A 17,588-nucleotide genomic window follows, 5' to 3' on the forward strand; every position below is an offset into this window, starting at 1 on the left:
CATTGAAGATACTAGACCAGTATATTTTAAAGAGATTTCTCTACAATTTCTTTAGTTCCTTCTTCATCCTGATCGTCATATTCATTTTTCAGGGAATATGGCTGTTCATCGATGATTTGGCAGGGAAAGGACTGGGAATTGTCATTATTGGAAAGTTCATCTTTTATTTTATCCCAACACTGATTGATAAAGTACTCCCGTTAACAGTTTTACTGTCATCCATTTTAACCTTCGGGACATTTGCGGAAAATTATGAGTTCGCCGCCATGAAAGCTTCCGGAATATCCTTGCAAAGAGGCATGCGAAGCTTAATTGTTTTTGTACTGTTCCTTGGAGTGGTCACTTTTTTCTTTGCCAACAACGTAATACCCAAATCCGAACAAAAAATGTTCAACCTTAGGCGAAACATTGCCAAGGTAAAGCCAGCCGCCGCCATTACCGAAGGTGTTTTTAGCGATTTTGAAGGAACTGCACAGGGCATGAACATTAAAGTGGACAAAAAACATGGGGAGCAAGACCGTTTTTTGGATAATGTGATCATCCATAAAAAAACAAATCAAAACGTCAACAATACGGTAATCAAGGCGAAATCAGGGGAATTGATCAGTAGTGAGGAATCCGATATCATCCAATTAGTGCTAAAGGATGGGAATTACTACGAAGAAGTGGTGCCGAAGGATGCAAAAGATAAAAGAAAGCAGCCTTTTGCCAAGTCAGATTTCGAAACTTATACCATCAACATAGACATTTCGGAGTTGAACGACCAAGATTTGGAGGAAGACCAAAACATTACCACCAATAAAATGAAAAACGTGAGCCGATTGATAAAGGATATCGACTCATTGCGCATCAACAACTTGGAAAAAGTAGAAGCGTTTTCGAAGAATGTGGTGAACCGAATGGGTGCCTTCCCCCCTGAAATCCTTGAAGATTCTACCCAACAAAAAGTAGAGAAAATCAAGCCTACAAAATCCAAATCGGCTCAAAATGATACAATTACCATTGGTGGACTCATAGCTGGTTTAGAGAATTGGGAACAAATCCAGGTGATGAAAAAGGCACAAAATGATGTTTCCAGTATTCTAAACACCGTAGAATCCAAGAAAAACGAATTACAGTCCCGATACAAATTTTACAATAGCCATATCTTATCCCTACATCAAAAATACGCCCTTGCCCTATCGTGCATTATCTTGTTCTTTGTCGGAGCTCCCTTGGGTGCCATTATCCGTAAAGGAGGATTAGGGTTGCCCATGGTTATTGCCATTGTCTTATTTTTAACCTACTACTTTATTGGGGTATTTGCTGGCAATTATGCCAAAGAGGGAAACATTCACCCTGCAGTTGGCGCCTGGTTGTCCACCTTAATCATGTTGCCTTTAGGCATTTCACTCACAAAAAGGGCAACCGCGGATAAAGGATTATTGGGCTTTGGTCATATTATTGACCGTATTAAAGCTATTTTTAAAAAGAAAGATAACGATACAGACGAGTAATGGTCACAAAGGATAAAAAAATACAACTAAACGCCATTGAAGAAGCCATTGCCGATATAAGAGCAGGTAAGGTAATTATTGTGGTGGATGATGAAAACAGGGAGAATGAAGGGGATTTTTTGGCCGCTGCTGAACTGATTACTCCAGAAACCATCAATTTTATGGCCACCCATGGCCGTGGACTGATTTGTGCCCCATTGACCGAAGGACGTTGTAAGGATTTGGGACTTCATAAAATGGTGACCCACAACACAGACCCACTGGAAACCGCTTTTACCGTTTCAGTGGATTTAAGAGGCAAAGGAGTGACCACTGGCATTTCTGCAGGAGATAGGGCCAAAACCGTTTTGGCCTTGACCGATAAGGACACCAAAGCCCATGAACTGGCCAGACCTGGACACATTTTTCCATTAATTGCCAAGGAAGGTGGAGTTTTGCGCAGAACGGGGCATACCGAAGCTGCTATTGATTTTGCACGTTTGGCAGGATTGGAACCTGCTGGTGTGATTGTGGAAATCATGAACGAAGATGGTTCCATGGCTCGTTTGCCACAGTTGATGGAAGTAGCCCAAAAATTTGATATAAAAATTGTTTCCATTGAAGATTTGATTGCCTATCGTATGGAACACGATAGCTTGATTGAACTCAAGGAAGCCTTTACCATAAACACCAGATTTGGACCTTTTAGACTTCGAGCCTACAAACAAACCACGAACGACCAAGTGCATATTGCATTGCTCAAAGGAAACTGGAAAAGCGGTGAACCCGTGCTAACCCGAATCAATTCAACTTTGGTGAACAACGATATTTTGGGCACACTTACAAACAACCCAGATGAGACACTGAAACGCATGTTCAATGCATTAAATGCCGAAGAAAAGAGTGCCATGATTTTTATAAGTCAAGAAACTCAATCCATGAATCTTTTGGGACGTTTGGCCGAATTCAAAAAATTACAGTCCGAAGGGGTGAACAAAGCACCAAAAATTGAAATGGACAACAAAGATTTTGGTATCGGTGCCCAGATTCTTCACGATATCAATATTTCCAAAATCCGTCTATTGACCAATTCAGGCCAAACCAGACGTGTAGGTATGGTAGGTTACGGCCTTGAGATAGTGGAATATGTGAATTATTAAACCCAAGTTCAAGGTTTAAGTTCAAGAATCAACTTCAATTTTGATTTTACAAAAGACTGAATCGGCTGGATAGTTTTCTCGATTTCGCTCGAAACGACTTATAAATCTACTGGTTACAGTTCGATTAATTCATGTCATTTACACAAATGGAAGCTACTCGTTGTTTAGAATAATATTGTTTTTGAATTTGAACTTGTCTTTCTGAAAGCGCGAAGTGATTGTAATGGCTATAGCACTGATTTAATCGCCTCTACCATTTTCTGGGCACGATTAGTAACTTCTTGCTCGGACCAACCTAGTTTGATCAAACAAGAAATATTTCTGGACATCCATTTATCCGATTCCGAAAAATCAGCTTTACTGTAATCGGGCAGTGATTCTAGAACATCTTTTGGTAGTTTGCCCAAAGATTGCATTTGGGTTAAATGCTCCCACTTTTTGTAATAATGCCAATTGTTGTTGTACCAATAAAAACAACCATCCACTCCTGCATCACCTAAAGCCTGCTGCGCTTTTTCGGCCAAATCTTCCGTAGGCATAAAGAAACTTAAAAAGGAATAGTTCTCTTCTCCACCTTCAGGAACCGACCTAAATTCAATTTGAGGAATTGTAGATAACGCCTCCCTTATCATTGCATAATTTGTTTTTTGAATAGCAAGGAATTCATCCAAACGTGCCAGTTGCGCCACCCCAACCGCCGCATTCATCTCAGAGATTCGGAAGTTATAGCCTAAAAATGGATGTGCCTCTGCTCCCCTATTGGTTCCAATATGGTCATGCCCATGGTCAGAATACATATGGGCGTTTTCATAATATGATTTATTATTAGTAATCACAGCACCGCCTTCTCCACAGGTAATAGTTTTTACGTAGTCAAAAGAAAAGCATCCCAAGTCCCCAATACTGCCCAACGGCTTTCCATGATAGGTGCCCCCGATAGCTTGACAGGCATCCTCCAACAATAACAAACCATGTGAATCACAAATTGCCTTCAGCGCACCTAAATTGGCCATAGAACCACACATATGAACGGGCATTACCACTTTTGTGCGAGATGTGATTGCTTTTTCAACTGCGTCGGGGCTCAACGTCAAAGTATCATCAATATCCACCAAAACAGGAACTGCTCCCAATGCCAAAATGGACTCAAAACTGGCAACAAAAGTAAAAGTGGGCATAATCACTTCATCCCCAGCTCCCACACCCACACTGGCCAAAGCTACCGTTAAGGCGGCCGTACCACTACTTACTACATGGGCGTATTGGGATTGCATTCTTGCCGATAAATCCTTTTCAAGCTCTTTTGTTTTCCAATGGCCGTTGCGCATGCCATCGAACCCATAGCGCATTAGCACTCCAGAGTCCATTACATCTTGTACTTCTTTTCTTTCCTTGTCTCCAAAAAGTTCAAATCCAGGCATACCTATTATATTTTAAAAGAACCATAGCTTAATCGCCATTAAAACTACAGCTATCACTAAAAATGTTTTTATAAACCCATCTCCTTTTTTTACGGAGAATCTACTGGCAAACCAAGCTCCCGAGCCATTTCCAATGGCCAAAATAAGTCCAAGCTTCCAATCTATTTTATCGTTAAATGCAAAAACGGCCAAAGCAGCCAACATATAAATAAATACAACGGAAACTTTGGTTGCGTTGACTCGAACCAAATTCATTCGGTTATAAAAATGCAGGAACAACATCATTAAAAACCCAAGACCTGCATTGATAAAGCCACCGTAAATTCCGAAAAAGAAAAATGCTATCAAAGCTACCCAAAGGTATTTTCCCGTTAGTCGTTCTTGAATATCATCAAGCCTCATTTTGGGTTTAAAAATAATAATAAGCACGACGGCCAACATGACCATGGCTAGAATCCGATTGAAGGTTTCCCCATCAATATCAACAGCTATATAAGCACCGATAATGGAGCCTAAAAAAGCAGAAATCCCGAGATAAATATTAAAAGGATAGGTAGAAATGCCCTTGCTCTTAAAGCCTGCTGTTGCCATGGCGGTCTGAATTACAATCGCTACTCGATTTGTACCGTTGGCCACTGCAGGGGGCAATCCTAAAAAAATCAATGTGGGAAGTGATAAAAGCGAACCACCTCCAGCTACGGTGTTTATAAATCCAACTGCAAAGCCTACAGCCACCAGGAGCAAATAGTGGTACCATTCCAACATAACACAAAGGTAAGACCATTGTTTTGAACGGGCCTATTGATTTTTACAAACTTTGGTTACGGTATGGGATAAATAGCGAGATGAATTTATTTTTACAATAAAACAAAAAGGGCTTTTGGGATAAGAAAAAGCTTTATATATTTGCACCCGCTTAGGAGGAATGGCAGAGTGGTCGAATGCGGCAGTCTTGAAAACTGTTGAGGGTCACACCTCCGGGGGTTCGAATCCCTCTTCCTCCGCTTAATTACGTGAAAAGCCCCTTTTTTAGGGGCTTTTGTTTTATAGGTACAATCTAGGTGATCGTATGTGCTTTTTTTAATCAAGATAAAAGTCTGCTAAACCTAATTCCAAAAAGAATCACTTATAAATTTTAAGCCAACGGGTAAAGACTCTCGCCAAAAAGACCAAGTATGCGCCCCATCGCGAACCCTATATTCATGTGGTATTTGTCTAACCACAAGTTCTTTGTGCAACTGGGCATTTCCGAGTGTAAGAAAATCATCATCCCCACAATCAAAATATATTTTTACTGTTTTTAAAAGTTCGGGGTTCTTATTTTTTACCAAATGAAGTACGTCATACTCCTCATAGCTTTTGTTAAGTCTACTTTTACCTTTTTTGCCTACCACATCGGGCATTGCTTTGGATATATATCCATCCATGGCCTCTTGCTCCGGTGCCGTTACCGATTCCTCTGTAAAAACTGCTGAACTGTATGCTGCACAGGCCCCAAAATTTTGGTCATATTTTAATGCCAGTTTCAAAGAACCAGCCCCACCCATGGAAAGACCGCTAATGGCCGTGTAACGCTTTCCGGTTCGAACGCGGTAATTGTTTTCAATAAAGGGAAGCAATTCTTTCATAAACATATCTTCATATGGATAAGTACCGTCTGTTCTGTTCATATATAATCTGTCATCTCCATCTGGCATTACAATCACCATTTCTTGGATATTTCCTTTCGCGATTTCATGGTCCACTATCCGTTGCATTCCTCCTGCCTCAATCCAACTAGTTTCGTCACCAGTATAACCATTTAAAAGATAAACTACTGGGTAATAGCGTTCGGAATATTCATAGCCATCTGGCAAGTAAATAGAATATTTGACCTCCGTGTTTAAAAGGGCACTGTTCATAACCTGACTTTCCAAGATCTTACTTTGACCAAATAGTGTATTACTGAGGACCAGCAAAAGAAGAAGTATCGAATATTTTTTCATAAATGTGTATTTTAAATTTGCCCATGCTTAGGTTGCACCGTGAGCATTGCCTAGAAATTGATTTATGGAAGATACTAAAAAGCGTTAAATTTCGATTAACCCTTCTACCGCCATTCCATATCAATTGTTTATTTCCTATTTTGGGATTTATAGCTGTATTTTACATCCATATAAACAGCGCCTATTAACACCAACCACTGACAAATAATGAAATTCTTCAGAAAAATTCGACAAAATCTACTCTCGGATGGCAAAACTGGACAATACTTAAAATATGCCATTGGAGAAATTGTATTGGTAGTTCTTGGTATTTTGATTGCTTTACAGATAAACAATTGGAATCAAAATAAACAACTGGAAAAGGAGGAGCTAGATACTTTAAAAAGTTTACACGAGTCGATTAGAATAAATATTGATGAGTTTGAACAAATTCGTAAAGCACAAATTGTAAGAAACAATAGCTTGCAAGAGATTCTGTTTAAAAAGGTTTCAAATCAACCTCTTGCTTACCTTGATTCATTGATTATCACCAATGTTGAGAATCATACCTTCGACCCATCTACCGGGATTTACAATTCCATCATAAATTCGGGCAAAATAGAATTGATATCAAACGATTCACTAAAAAACCGAATATCAAAACTCTATGACAGCGTAAAAGATTACCAAGAAATTGAAGATGAAATTACAGCATACACCAGAGAGCATTTGGAAAAAAATTTCATTGAGAATTACAGTATTCAACCCGAGGTTTTAGCCAAACTTAGAGAGAGAACCGATGAAGAAAAAGAGAAAGATAAGGCTTCATTCATTAAAGTTTTTAACTCACAAAAAGTAAAGAACATCTATATTATGCTTCTCAAAAAAATGGATGAAGTTATAATTCGTGGTGAATACTTGGAATCGGAATACCATAGCCTTCTTACCGCTTTAGAAAATGAAATTAATAACTAAACCACACAAAGGGCTAGTAATAAAGCATTAGCAATATTCTAAAATCAATCTTTCATTTCCAATCGGTAAAACTCCTCCAATTGGGAATTACAGTGGAAATTAACATTAAGATCCTTGACAATTCCTGTTCCCACCCCATATACCCAACCATGCAGATGTAGGTTTTGTCCCTGTTTCCATGCATTTTGAACGATGGAGGTTTTTGCCAAATCGTAAACTTGCTCCTTGGTATTGTATTCCACAAAAGAATCAAACCTTTGGTTGTCATCTTCAATTTTATCCAACTCTTTATGGTGATGCCTATATACATCCCTTATATGTCTTATCCAATTGTCAACCAATCCAAACGATTCGTTACCCATCGCCGCTTTTACACCGCCACAACCATAATGGCCACAAACAATAATGTGTTTTATTTTAAGGGCATTAACAGCGTAATCCAGTACACTTAGCATGTTCATATCGGAGTGTACCACCATATTGGCAATGTTCCGATGCACAAAAACTTCACCTGGTTGCGTACCAATAATTTCATTGGCAGGCACCCGACTGTCCGAACAACCTATCCATAACAAGGGTGGTTGTTGTCCCTTTTCCAATTTTTTGAAAAAATCAGGGTCATTATCTAATTTGGATTGTACCCATTTCTTGTTATTGACAATTAAATTTTTATAAAATTCTGATTCCATTTATTAGTTTGAAAATAGCTTTTTTAAATGTACGACAATAAGTACTATGGTTAACCTTTTTAAATTGTACTGCTCTACTCACCTGTTTACGCTACCCTTAGAACACTTCCATTGTATCTTCAAAATCTTTCGCAAGTTTCTTTCAATACTTCAAATTAATGTGTTGTTTTTTTATGGTATCCTTAATCAAACCCATTCAAATCAATTATCTTTCAGCTCAATTATAATTCAGTTTTATGTGCCATAATTTTAACCGACCAAAAACCTTGAACAAAAACTTATTTATTGCCGCCAATCTCCTGATTGGTTTTACATTTCTTATCGGGTGCAAGAAGGAAATCAAAGAAGAACCAAAAAGACCCAATATTGTCTTTATCATGTCGGACGATCATGCGTATCAAGCGATTTCTGCGTACGACAACAGTTTAATTGAAACCCCCAATATTGATAGAATAGCCAAAATGGGAATGTTGTTCACCAATGCCAGTGTCACCAATTCCATTTGTGCTCCTTCAAGAGCCACTATTTTAACAGGAAAACATTCCCATATCAATGGAAAAATTGACAATGTTTCCCCTTTTGATACCACCAATGTCACCTTTCCACAACTATTGCAAAAGGCTGGATACCAAACCGCCATGTTCGGAAAACTGCACTTTGGAAACAACCCTAAAGGGTTTGACCAATTTAAAATTCTACCCGGACAAGGTTCTTATTACAACCCAGACTTTATCACTAAGAATGAAGGGGAAATCAATGTAAAAGGTTACGTAACGGATATAGTTACCGACATGACCTTGGATTGGTTGGATAACGAGCGTGAAAAGGAAAAACCTTTTATGCTCATGTATTTGCACAAAGCACCGCACCGTTCTTGGCTAATGGCTGAACGTCATATGGCAGAATACACCCAAAAAACAATTCCAGAACCCACTACCTTATTCGATACTCACGAAGGTATGCCCGCAGCCAAAGCCGCCGAAATGAAAATTGATGGTGACATGGGTTGGGCGGCAGATAGCAAGTTGGCTCCTGAGGTTATGGACCAAATGGGACTAGAGGAACAAATTGGATTTGATAAACGCAGGTACGAATTTACGGTGGGCAGAATGGATTCTATCCAAAAAGCCAATTTCGATACCTATTATGGACCCATAGCCGAAAAATTCATGGAGGAATATCCGAACATGACCGAAGAGGATATTGCCAAGTGGCGTTATCAAAGGTACATGCAAGACTATTTGGGCACCATTAAATCAGTGGATGAAAATATTGGACGCGTATTGGATTATTTGGAGGCAAACAATATGATGGAGAATACCATCATCGTCTACACTTCCGACCAAGGATTTTATTTGGGAGAACACGGTTGGTTCGACAAACGATTTGTTTATGATGAAAGTTTAAAAACACCTCTTTTGGTGTCATGGCCCAACCGCATAAAAGCTGGAAGCGTTTCCGATGAATTGGTGCAAAATTTGGACTTTGCCCAAACATTTTTAGATGTGGCCGGTGCTCCGCAGCCCGAAGATATGCAAGGCGAAAGTTTGGTGCCCGTGCTTACCGGCGAAATGGAAAATTGGGATAGAGAAGCGGTCTACTATCATTATTACGAGCACCCGTCAGAACATAACGTCAACAGACACTATGCCGCTATCACAAAAGATTACAAGCTTATCCACTACTATTTTGATTTGGATTATTGGGAGCTGATTGATAGAAAAAAAGACCCCTTGGAACAGCATAATTATTATGATGACCCAGCCTATGCAGAAATTAAAAAAGAATTGCACCAAAAACTAGATGAGCTTCGTGAGCAATACGGAGATTCTGAAGCATTGAGCCAAAAATACATAGACGAATTTATGCCTTTGGCCAAAGAAGGAAAGGTCTATGGAGTTGAAGATGATATTTTGGAACCTATTGTAGAAAAATGGGAAAACTCGAAGAAAAAGGAGTAATCATGTCCATTTTAAATAGTAATCCCCGAAATGGGGCTTTTAATCAGTACTCCTAAAACTGTTACCTATATTTAATTTGACAACTATTCAAACTTGCAAAACCAAACCAAAAAATGATTCGCATTAAAATGTTGAGGATGTTGACTGTCCTCGGTATCCTAACTTTTATTTCTTGTAGTAAAAAATCAACCAAACCAACGGAGTCTCCACTGGTCATAAAATTGGACTCTACCTACCTCAGCAATCAAATAAAGGAAGCTGAAAATATAGGGTCCATAAAATTGGCCGAAGGGCTCCAAATAAAACTTTGGGCACCCGACACCCTTGCTCCCGACCCCATTGCTATGGATGTAGATGCCAAAGGCCGTGTATTTTTTACCCGTACCAACCGACAAAAAAACTCAGAATTTGACATTCGAGGCTATAGGCATTGGATGACAGCCTCCAATAGTTTTGAAACCGTGGCCGACCGTAAGGCATTTTTGCACGAAACATTTTCAACCAGTAAAAGTGATGAAAATGCATGGTTGGAAGACCTCAATGGTGATGGAGTACATGATTGGCGCGATTTGGCCGTAGAAGAAGAGGAGGTTTGGCGATTGGAAGATGCAGACGATGACGGTATTGCCGAAAAAGCAACTCGAGTGGTGCACGATTTCCATTCAGAGGAAACAGACGTCTCCAATGCATTATTGGTAGATGGCGATGAACTGTTTGTTGGTGTTGCCCCCGATATGTGGCGAATGGAAGACACCAATGGTGATGAGGTTTTCGACACCAAAACATCTTTAGCAACAGGATTTGGCGTTCATATCGGTTTTGGTGGACACGGAATGTCCGGCGCTATTATGGGCCCCGATGGCAAACTGTACTGGGGTATCGGTGATATTGGAGCGAACATCACGGATAAAGACGGAAATCGCTACGAATTTCCAAATCAAGGGGTTATCGTACGCAGCAATCCCGATGGTACCGATTTCGAGGTTTTTGCCCATGGTCTGCGTAATACCCACGAGTTTGTGTTTGATAAGTATGGTAATATCATCTCATCGGATAACGACGGGGACCATCAAGGAGAAAGTGAGCGCTTAGTGCATATTGTGGAAGGTTCCGATGCCGGATGGAGATCCAACTGGCAATATGGAAAATATACCGACCCAAAAAACAATGGATATAAGGTGTGGATGGATGAAAAACTATTCAAACCTAGATGGGAAGGCCAAGCGGCATACATCATTCCGCCTATCATGAATTATCACAATGGTCCTACCGGAATGCAATTTAATCCAGGTACGGCGTTAGGCTCATCTTGGGTGGACAAATTCTTTTTGGTGGAATTTGTGGGCGACCCTTCCCTATCCCATATCTGGTCGTTCGATTTAAAGCCCAAAGGAGCTTCCTTCGAGCTTAATTCTGAAGTAGACATGTTAAGTGGAATTTTACCAACGGCCATTAAATTTGGTCCCGATGGTGCCCTGTATCTAGCCGATTGGATCAATGGATGGGATACAAAAAATTCTGGAAGGGTTTGGAAACTCGATGTGACAGAAAACAATAATGATCTAGAAGAACAACGCTTTGAAACTCAAAAATGGATGACCACCGATTTTCAAGAACTAGGCAATGAAGAATTGGCTGGGTTATTGAGTTATCCAGATATGCGCATTCGTCAAAAAGCACAGTTTGCATTGGCCAAAAGTACTTTTTGGGGATATAGAAAATTTAAAAATGTAGCAACCGAAAGCAATGATCAATTGGCACGAATCCATGCCATTTGGGGTATAGGTCAGCAAGCGGTCAAAGATATCGACAAAGCTGAAATCTTGGTTGATCTTTTGGATGATTCCGATGAAGAAATTATCGCGCAAAGCCTTAAAGTGTTGGGCGATGTGAAATACTCGGAGGCTAGTGAAAAAATGATAGCGCTTTTGACTTCAGACAACCCAAGAATCCAATTCTTCGCAGCACAGGCATTGGGAAGAATCAAGGCTGAAAATGCCGTACAACCTTTATTGGACATGATTGATAAAAATGCGGACGAAGATATTTATTTGCGTCATGCCGGGGTTTTGGCATTATCTAGAATTGGCAAACACCAACCTTTGGTTGATTTGGCCGGCAGTAATAATCGTTCGCTAAAAATTGCTTCCGTCCTGGCCTTGCGCAGAATGAAACTTCCGGAAGTGGCCATGTACCTCAACGATGCCGACGAATATATTGTTACCGAAGCTGCTCGTGCCATAAACGATGATAGAGGAATTAAAGAAGCGTTACCTGCATTGGCTGCCTTGTTGAAAAACCCAAGGTTCAGCTCAGAACCCTTAATGCGTCGTGTTATCAGTGCCTCACTTCGCATTGGAGGAGATGCACAATTGGACAATCTTATCAATTACGCAAAAGATAATAATACTCCCTCTGCGTTACGCGGAGAAGCCTTAGCTGCGTTGAGCACTTGGACCTCCCCTTCGGTAATGGACCGAGTGGATGGTTACCATTTGGGAGAAGTTTCCAGACCCATAGCACCTGTACAGAATAAAGTAGCGGGCAGTATTGATTCATTTTTGGAAGATAAAGACCCTGAAGTGCTAACCGGAGCATTAAAATTATTGTCTTCACTTCAGTTGTCAGGATATGATAATCAACTTGTTCAATTGATGCGCAACCACGTATCACCACAAGTAAGGTCGGAAGCATTAAAAGCTTTGGGAAGCACTGGGTATGACCAATTGGCTCAAGTAATGCGAATGGGCATGGGTGACAAAGATGCCCAAGTAAGACGCACCGCAGTGAGTCTAATGGGCGAACTTTCACTCTCTAAAGAAGAATTGCCGAATGTGGTCAACCCAATTTTCAGTAGCGGAGGAATTGGAGAGCAGCAAGCCGTATTGGAAGTATTGGCAGATTTGCCCTCGGATAAAAGTGAAGCCGTACTGTCCAGTTTATTGCAACAAGCCAACCGTGGCGGAATCAATGAAGAAGTAATGTTAGATTTGATTGAAGCAGCTTCCAACAGTGGCTCATCCGAAGTAAACGAACAATTGGCCATTTTACAAAACAAAGGTTATGGATCAGGTGCTTACACCGAAACCCTACATGGTGGAAGTTGGTGGAACGGCAGAACTGTTTTTCAAAGTAATCCAACAGCACAATGCGTGCGTTGCCATGCCTTAAATGGCTCTGGCGGCAAAGTAGGGCCAGCGTTGGACAACATTGGCAACATATTGTCCAGAGAGCAGATTTTGGAAGCCTTGATTGAGCCAACAAAACGGATTTCCCCAGGGTACGGAAGCGTAACATTAACATTGACCAATGGCCAAGAAGTTACCGGATTGCTAGAAGAAGAAAATGAACACGGACTTATTTTGCGGACTGCTGAAGCCGAACCGTTGGAAGTGGCACATTCCCGTATACAATCGCGACGTAATTTACCTTCGGGCATGCCTGCGATGGGAAAAATGATAAGTAAACGTGAACTAAGGGATTTAATAGAGTTTTTAAGTAGTTTAAAAGAGTAGGTTCCACCTTCAATACAGTAAAAAATAAGAGCCCCAATTATGGGGCTTTTTCTTTCCCCTATTAATTCATCTTTTCAAATTCTTTCAGTTTTTATAAGGGGATTGTTAAAATTTCAGGGAATTTAAGACAGTTCCTGATAGAAGTAACCCTTTAAATTCTATCATAAAATATTTTTCTTTGCCGTTTTCCTATTGTGCGCAGGAGCACTATTGGCCCAAAATCAATATACAGATACCACGGTCAATAGAATTGTTAAGGGCTCCAAATATTTAAACCTCTCCTTTTCGTTGGACCAGAAAAATGCCGAAAATGAAAACCAATTGTTACAGCAGATTGAGGACCAAGACAAGTTGGAATACAACATCACCGTTTCTAGTGGATATGCCCTAAAAAACAATTTTACGGTTGGATTGGGAGGTCGTTATGGCCGAGAACGTGAAGACATCACGGACATTAACAGCGAAGGGGCAGAAATCAAAAGAAGAGGATATTAAAATATTAATTCCGCCCTAACTATCTCATATTGAGAAATAAGAAAAAAGAATGATCCGTTCATAACTTTAGTTCTGAATCAACGCATACAATTCTTCTTCAAAAGATTTATACGTTTCATCGTACCTATTATTACTTAAAATCACAAGGAACTCATTGTTTTTGCACCACCCCAGCTTCCATTATGGTACACCCATTTTCCCTTACTTTCAATTTGGTAAATAGCCACTCCAAAGCCGTATTTTTTAGAACAGCATCTGACGAAAACATCTTTTGCTTACTTTCTTCAGATATCCAAGTATTATATCTGAGTGCTTGCTTCCATTTTTCAAGGTCTAGGATGGACGTATAAACTCCACTCCCTCCTACGATGCCTTTCATCCAATTCAAATGTTTGTGGCTTTTTTCTTCGTTCGCCCTTTGATATTCCTTTTTTCGGTCATTAAAGGTATATCCCTTGGCAACCTTTTCATATTCTTCTAGATTGTTGTTGAAGGAGCAACTAAAATTTTGAAGTCATTTATAGGTTTTAAAAGGAAATTTGGTCGGTAAAAGTGCTTCGAAATAACAAGACAATTAAAATTATATTTTAAAGAGTCGCTATTGCCTTCTGAATATTACATGATTTCACTATCCATGCGAATTATTTGGGCCTCTATCAAGGGATTTTTTTATCTTGACTAAAAGAAAAATGCACCTATTATGGCAAACAGCAAGGAGTTAAAAATGCGATGTTGGATAGATATTGATGGCAAAAAATTCTTTGGTCCTGGACGGGTGCAATTGTTACAAATGATCAACCAACATGGTTCACTTTCAAAAGCAGCTAAAGAAATGGGCATGAGCTACCGAAAAGCATGGGCCATGGTAGATGATTTAAATACCAGAGGAAAGGCTCCCTTTGTTATCCTCCACAAAGGAGGAGTGTCGGGAGGTGGAGCTGAATTAACTCCCGATGCCCAACAACTTTTGCAAGCCTATTCTGAATTGACAAAAGACCTTGAACGAGCCATTGCAATGCAACAGGAAAAAATTTTAGGGTTGATATAATTCAAAATAATTTACACCAACCCTAAAATAAAATTGATTTTAAATTATATGAGCTTCATAGACTTAGGGTCCCACTGTACAATCTTTTTGCTAAAATAACTTTCGTTGCAAGACAAGGCTGGAGCAGCCGCCCTGAAACCAAATTCCGCATCTTCCACAACCTCTTTTCCTGTTCTAATGGCATCAAAGAAATTGGTAAAATGGTCCAAGTGGTCACTATAGCCTTCTGGGGCCTTATAAATTACATCGCCAATGGCTTTTCGTTGGGTCTGTTCCTTGGTCCACTTGGCATTATACTCCTTCGTCATTTGTTCCTGCATACTTTCCGAAAAGGTAAAAACGGAGTCATAGCCTCCAAAACCTGGAGCTTCGGGCATAATGCTTTTCTTAACGGTAATATCATTTCCATTTACATGAATCACCCCTTCGGAACCAATCAATTCAATTACTTCCTTACCTCCTGTTCCACTGATAAAATTAACCCGTACATTCAACTGAAAGGCTGGATGTTCTTTACTATCAGGATATTGCATTACCCCAGACATTACATCGGGCATATTACGGCCATCTTTCCAATAACTAAATTGCCCCGTACTATAAATACTTTCTGGACCAAGGGAATTGGTCATAAAGTGGGTTCCACTCAATAAATGAATATAAAGGTCTCCGGCCACTCCGGTTCCCAATTCTTTAAAGGCCCGCCACCAAAAGAATTTCTTCGCATCAAACGCCATTTTATCGGTTACTTCGATAAATGTTTCCCAATCGGTAGTGGCGGCACTGGCATCATTCGGAATGGTGTATTCCCATGCCCCAATGGAACTTTGACGGTCCCACATGGCATTGACCATATTTAAGTTCCCGATTTCTCCCGCGGCCAAAAGTTCCTTGGCTTTTGCATAGCCCACGCTACTCACCCTTTGGCTCCCAATTTGGCAAACCTTTCCTGAGGCTTTAGCCGCTTTCATAACCGAATACCCTTCTTCAATTTTATGCACCATCGGCTTTTCCAGGTACACATGTTTGCCCTTGGCCAAAGCATCCAGAGTGATTTGGGCATGCCAAACATCGGTCGTACAAATGAGAACGGCATCAATATCCTCCCTATCCAATAAATCTTTATAATTTCTTGTGGTATAAAGGTCTTCGCCAAAATGTTCCTTCGCATTTTGGACCCTTCCCGTATAAAGGTCACAAATACCGGCCAATTCCACACCGGGAACCTTGAGTGCAGTATTCAAATCAATATGACCTTGCACCCCATAACCAATTACGCCGATTCTAATTTTATCATTAGCACCAAAATTTTTATCGTAGCGAAGTATGCGTTCTTCAGCTTTTTCTTGGGCAAACGAGGCAAATGGGGTGGCTGCCGAGGCTAAAGTGGTTGCTCCTATTTGGTACAAAAACCTTCTCCTGGCATTCTTACTGTTTTCTTTCATTCTGTAATGTTTAGTTTTTTTTAGTTGATGGAATAACTGACAAAAGCGATTTTTTTACTATCCGGACTCCAGGATGGCACATTAATAGTTCCCTGTCCACCAAAAAATACCGGAGTAAGGTCAGTAATCTCCTTGGTCGCCAAATTCATCAGTCGCAATTTAACTTGTTTTCCGAACAAATGTGCTTCTTTTTGGTCGGAGGTGTAGGCAATATAGGCTATCCATTTTCCATCCGGAGATGGATGCGGAAACCAATTGGAATTTTCATCAAAAGTAATTTGTTCTGGTTTTGACCCGTTGGCCCGCATGCGCCAAATCTGCATATGTCCTGTTCGGTAGGAGTTGAAATAAATATATTTTCCATCGGGTGAATATTCAGGACCATCGTCCAAACCGGCTGTTTTGGTAAGCCTTTTTTCACGTCCTCCATTTACACTAATGGTATACACATCGTAATTTCCATTTCGCTCCGCACAATAGGTCAATATTTTCCCATCTGGGGACCATCCATGCCAATACGAAACCACCTCATCAGTAACCCTCCTTGGTTCACCTCCCGTTACTGGAACAACATAAATTACTGATTTATATGATTTTGGAGATGGGTCATTCACGTCGTTATGGCTAATGGCTAACCATTGGTTATCTGGTGAAATTCCGTGGTCATTGTTGCACTGGTCCGCAAAACCTGTATCAATCAATTTCATTTTCTTGGTGTCGAGGTCCAAGTTGTAAAGCCTTCCTTTACTGTTTAAAATCAAATAATTATCTGGATGCCAGTTGGGGGCTTCAAAATGTTCATCGAGGGATAGAATCGTTTCAATTCTTCCTGTGGTAATATCCACGGTTTGAATGTAGCTTGTGGTGTCTTTTTTGGTCTCATTATCATCTGCCTTAAAAAGTAAAGCCGATTGCGCCACCAATTTCCATTGGTTGTCCACTTTTTCCAACACTCGCATCTCGTAAGATATTGTTTCATTGCCTTGAGGGTCAATGGAAAGCTCATCGTGACTCACAAAGGCATTGTTGCCATCTATTTTCATCTTATAATTGGAATTGATCGCTAACCCACCGTTTCCGATAATATCGGCAGGAGGATTGATCATGGTGGAAATCGGAATGTCGATGACTCTAGCATCTGGAGTAGCGGCCAAAATTCGATTGTAGGGCCGTTCCTGCCAGCATTCTGCATGTCCATCCACATCACCTTTGCGCCAGGTCAATGATTCTTTTTCGAGTAAGTGGATAATTTCCAATGAATCACTTTGGACTTGTCCGTAACCCAAGCTACAAGAGAAAATTATTAATAAAATAGGTTTTACCACGCTATACAGGGGATTCAAGTCTTGTTTTATAGCTTGAACGTTGATTGGATTTTTCATTGTTTGATTGTTCAGGGTTTTATGTGCAAAAGAGAGCCTTAAATATACTTCTAATTATATC

General features: G+C 40.2%; 14 protein-coding genes and 1 tRNA gene. 8 read left to right on the plus strand and 7 right to left on the minus strand.

Annotated elements, in window-relative coordinates:
* Positions 1 to 2 precede the first annotated feature (2 nt).
* Positions 3 to 1,496, plus strand: coding sequence for an LptF/LptG family permease (locus ABT310_RS14540; protein WP_375324616.1), 1,494 nt, complete (start codon positions 3 to 5; stop codon positions 1,494 to 1,496).
* Positions 1,496 to 2,635 carry a 3,4-dihydroxy-2-butanone-4-phosphate synthase gene (ribB, locus tag ABT310_RS14545; RefSeq protein WP_375324617.1) on the plus strand — a complete coding sequence of 380 codons (1,140 nt, stop codon included), beginning with the start codon at positions 1,496 to 1,498 and terminating at the stop codon, positions 2,633 to 2,635. The genes ABT310_RS14540 and ribB overlap by 1 nt, the downstream gene beginning before the upstream one ends.
* A 227-nt stretch (positions 2,636 to 2,862) precedes the next feature.
* Here the strand turns inward: ribB and ABT310_RS14550 are convergent, their stop codons facing one another.
* Together ABT310_RS14550 and ABT310_RS14555 are read right to left on the minus strand one after the other, a co-directional pair.
* A complete protein-coding gene (locus tag ABT310_RS14550) occupies positions 2,863 to 4,056 on the minus strand; it encodes a DegT/DnrJ/EryC1/StrS family aminotransferase (protein WP_375324618.1) in 1,194 nt (397 codons plus the stop codon).
* Positions 4,057 to 4,068: 12 nt separating this feature from the next.
* Complete coding sequence (locus ABT310_RS14555; protein WP_375324619.1) at positions 4,069 to 4,821, minus strand: sulfite exporter TauE/SafE family protein; 753 nt, start codon at positions 4,819 to 4,821, stop codon at positions 4,069 to 4,071.
* Between the two features lie 154 nt (positions 4,822 to 4,975).
* Between ABT310_RS14555 and ABT310_RS14560 the strand changes: the two genes are divergently transcribed.
* Positions 4,976 to 5,060, plus strand: a tRNA-Ser gene (locus ABT310_RS14560).
* 102 nt (positions 5,061 to 5,162) lie between these two features.
* Here the strand turns inward: ABT310_RS14560 and ABT310_RS14565 are convergent.
* Positions 5,163 to 6,041 (minus strand): alpha/beta hydrolase, encoded by an 879-nt coding sequence (locus ABT310_RS14565; protein WP_375324620.1) that lies wholly within the window; start codon positions 6,039 to 6,041, stop codon positions 5,163 to 5,165.
* Positions 6,042 to 6,248: 207 nt separating this feature from the next.
* Between ABT310_RS14565 and ABT310_RS14570 the strand changes: the two genes are divergently transcribed.
* Positions 6,249 to 6,995, plus strand: coding sequence for a DUF6090 family protein (locus tag ABT310_RS14570; protein ID WP_375324621.1), 747 nt, complete (start codon positions 6,249 to 6,251; stop codon positions 6,993 to 6,995).
* A 44-nt stretch (positions 6,996 to 7,039) separates the two neighbouring features.
* On the opposite strand, the gene can is transcribed toward ABT310_RS14570, so the two are convergent.
* Positions 7,040 to 7,684: a carbonate dehydratase gene (gene can, locus ABT310_RS14575; RefSeq protein WP_375324622.1), complete on the minus strand. Its 645-nt coding sequence runs from the start codon at positions 7,682 to 7,684 to the stop codon at positions 7,040 to 7,042.
* A 236-nt stretch (positions 7,685 to 7,920) separates the two neighbouring features.
* Here can and ABT310_RS14580 point away from each other — a divergent pair, with 236 nt between their 5' ends.
* The 3 genes from ABT310_RS14580 (at position 7,921) to ABT310_RS14590 (ending at position 13,655) form a co-directional block, all read left to right on the plus strand.
* Positions 7,921 to 9,645, plus strand: a complete 1,725-nt coding sequence (locus ABT310_RS14580) for a sulfatase (RefSeq protein ID WP_375324623.1) — start codon at positions 7,921 to 7,923, stop codon at positions 9,643 to 9,645.
* A gap of 113 nt (positions 9,646 to 9,758) precedes the next feature.
* Entirely contained in the window at positions 9,759 to 13,160 is a 3,402-nt protein-coding gene (locus tag ABT310_RS14585) for a HEAT repeat domain-containing protein (RefSeq protein ID WP_375324624.1), read from the plus strand.
* 192 nt (positions 13,161 to 13,352) lie between these two features.
* The gene (locus tag ABT310_RS14590) at positions 13,353 to 13,655 is read left to right on the plus strand and encodes a hypothetical protein (protein ID WP_375324625.1); all 303 of its coding nucleotides are present in this window, start codon (positions 13,353 to 13,355) and stop codon (positions 13,653 to 13,655) included.
* Positions 13,656 to 13,806: 151 nt separating this feature from the next.
* Here the strand turns inward: ABT310_RS14590 and ABT310_RS14595 are convergent, their stop codons facing one another.
* Entirely contained in the window at positions 13,807 to 14,034 is a 228-nt protein-coding gene (locus tag ABT310_RS14595; RefSeq protein ID WP_375324626.1) for a hypothetical protein, read from the minus strand.
* Between the two features lie 321 nt (positions 14,035 to 14,355).
* Here ABT310_RS14595 and ABT310_RS14600 point away from each other — a divergent pair, with 321 nt between their 5' ends.
* Positions 14,356 to 14,703, plus strand: a complete 348-nt coding sequence (locus tag ABT310_RS14600) for a winged helix-turn-helix domain-containing protein (RefSeq protein ID WP_375324627.1) — start codon at positions 14,356 to 14,358, stop codon at positions 14,701 to 14,703.
* Positions 14,704 to 14,747: 44 nt separating this feature from the next.
* Here the strand turns inward: ABT310_RS14600 and ABT310_RS14605 are convergent, their stop codons facing one another.
* Positions 14,748 to 16,145 (minus strand): Gfo/Idh/MocA family protein, encoded by a 1,398-nt coding sequence (locus ABT310_RS14605; protein WP_375324628.1) that lies wholly within the window; start codon positions 16,143 to 16,145, stop codon positions 14,748 to 14,750.
* A gap of 20 nt (positions 16,146 to 16,165) precedes the next feature.
* On the minus strand, positions 16,166 to 17,527 hold the full coding sequence (locus ABT310_RS14610) for a TolB family protein (RefSeq protein WP_375324629.1): 1,362 nt from the start codon (positions 17,525 to 17,527) through the stop codon (positions 16,166 to 16,168).
* Positions 17,528 to 17,588: the final 61 nt, after the last annotated feature.

Source organism: Flagellimonas cixiensis (genome assembly GCF_042134615.1).
Classification (GTDB): Bacteria; Bacteroidota; Bacteroidia; order Flavobacteriales; family Flavobacteriaceae; genus Flagellimonas; species Flagellimonas cixiensis.

Coding starts and splice junctions, on each gene's coding strand:
- ribB (WP_375324617.1), top strand. CDS start 1,496: ATGGTCACAAAGGATAAAAAAATACAACTAAACGCCATTGAAGAAGCC.
- ABT310_RS14550 (WP_375324618.1), bottom strand. CDS start 4,056: ATGCCTGGATTTGAACTTTTTGGAGACAAGGAAAGAAAAGAAGTACAA.
- ABT310_RS14555 (WP_375324619.1), bottom strand. CDS start 4,821: ATGTTGGAATGGTACCACTATTTGCTCCTGGTGGCTGTAGGCTTTGCA.
- ABT310_RS14565 (WP_375324620.1), bottom strand. CDS start 6,041: ATGAAAAAATATTCGATACTTCTTCTTTTGCTGGTCCTCAGTAATACA.
- ABT310_RS14570 (WP_375324621.1), top strand. CDS start 6,249: ATGAAATTCTTCAGAAAAATTCGACAAAATCTACTCTCGGATGGCAAA.
- can (WP_375324622.1), bottom strand. CDS start 7,684: ATGGAATCAGAATTTTATAAAAATTTAATTGTCAATAACAAGAAATGG.
- ABT310_RS14580 (WP_375324623.1), top strand. CDS start 7,921: ATGTGCCATAATTTTAACCGACCAAAAACCTTGAACAAAAACTTATTT.
- ABT310_RS14585 (WP_375324624.1), top strand. CDS start 9,759: ATGATTCGCATTAAAATGTTGAGGATGTTGACTGTCCTCGGTATCCTA.
- ABT310_RS14595 (WP_375324626.1), bottom strand. CDS start 14,034: ATGAAAGGCATCGTAGGAGGGAGTGGAGTTTATACGTCCATCCTAGAC.
- ABT310_RS14600 (WP_375324627.1), top strand. CDS start 14,356: ATGGCAAACAGCAAGGAGTTAAAAATGCGATGTTGGATAGATATTGAT.
- ABT310_RS14605 (WP_375324628.1), bottom strand. CDS start 16,145: ATGAAAGAAAACAGTAAGAATGCCAGGAGAAGGTTTTTGTACCAAATA.
- ABT310_RS14610 (WP_375324629.1), bottom strand. CDS start 17,527: ATGAAAAATCCAATCAACGTTCAAGCTATAAAACAAGACTTGAATCCC.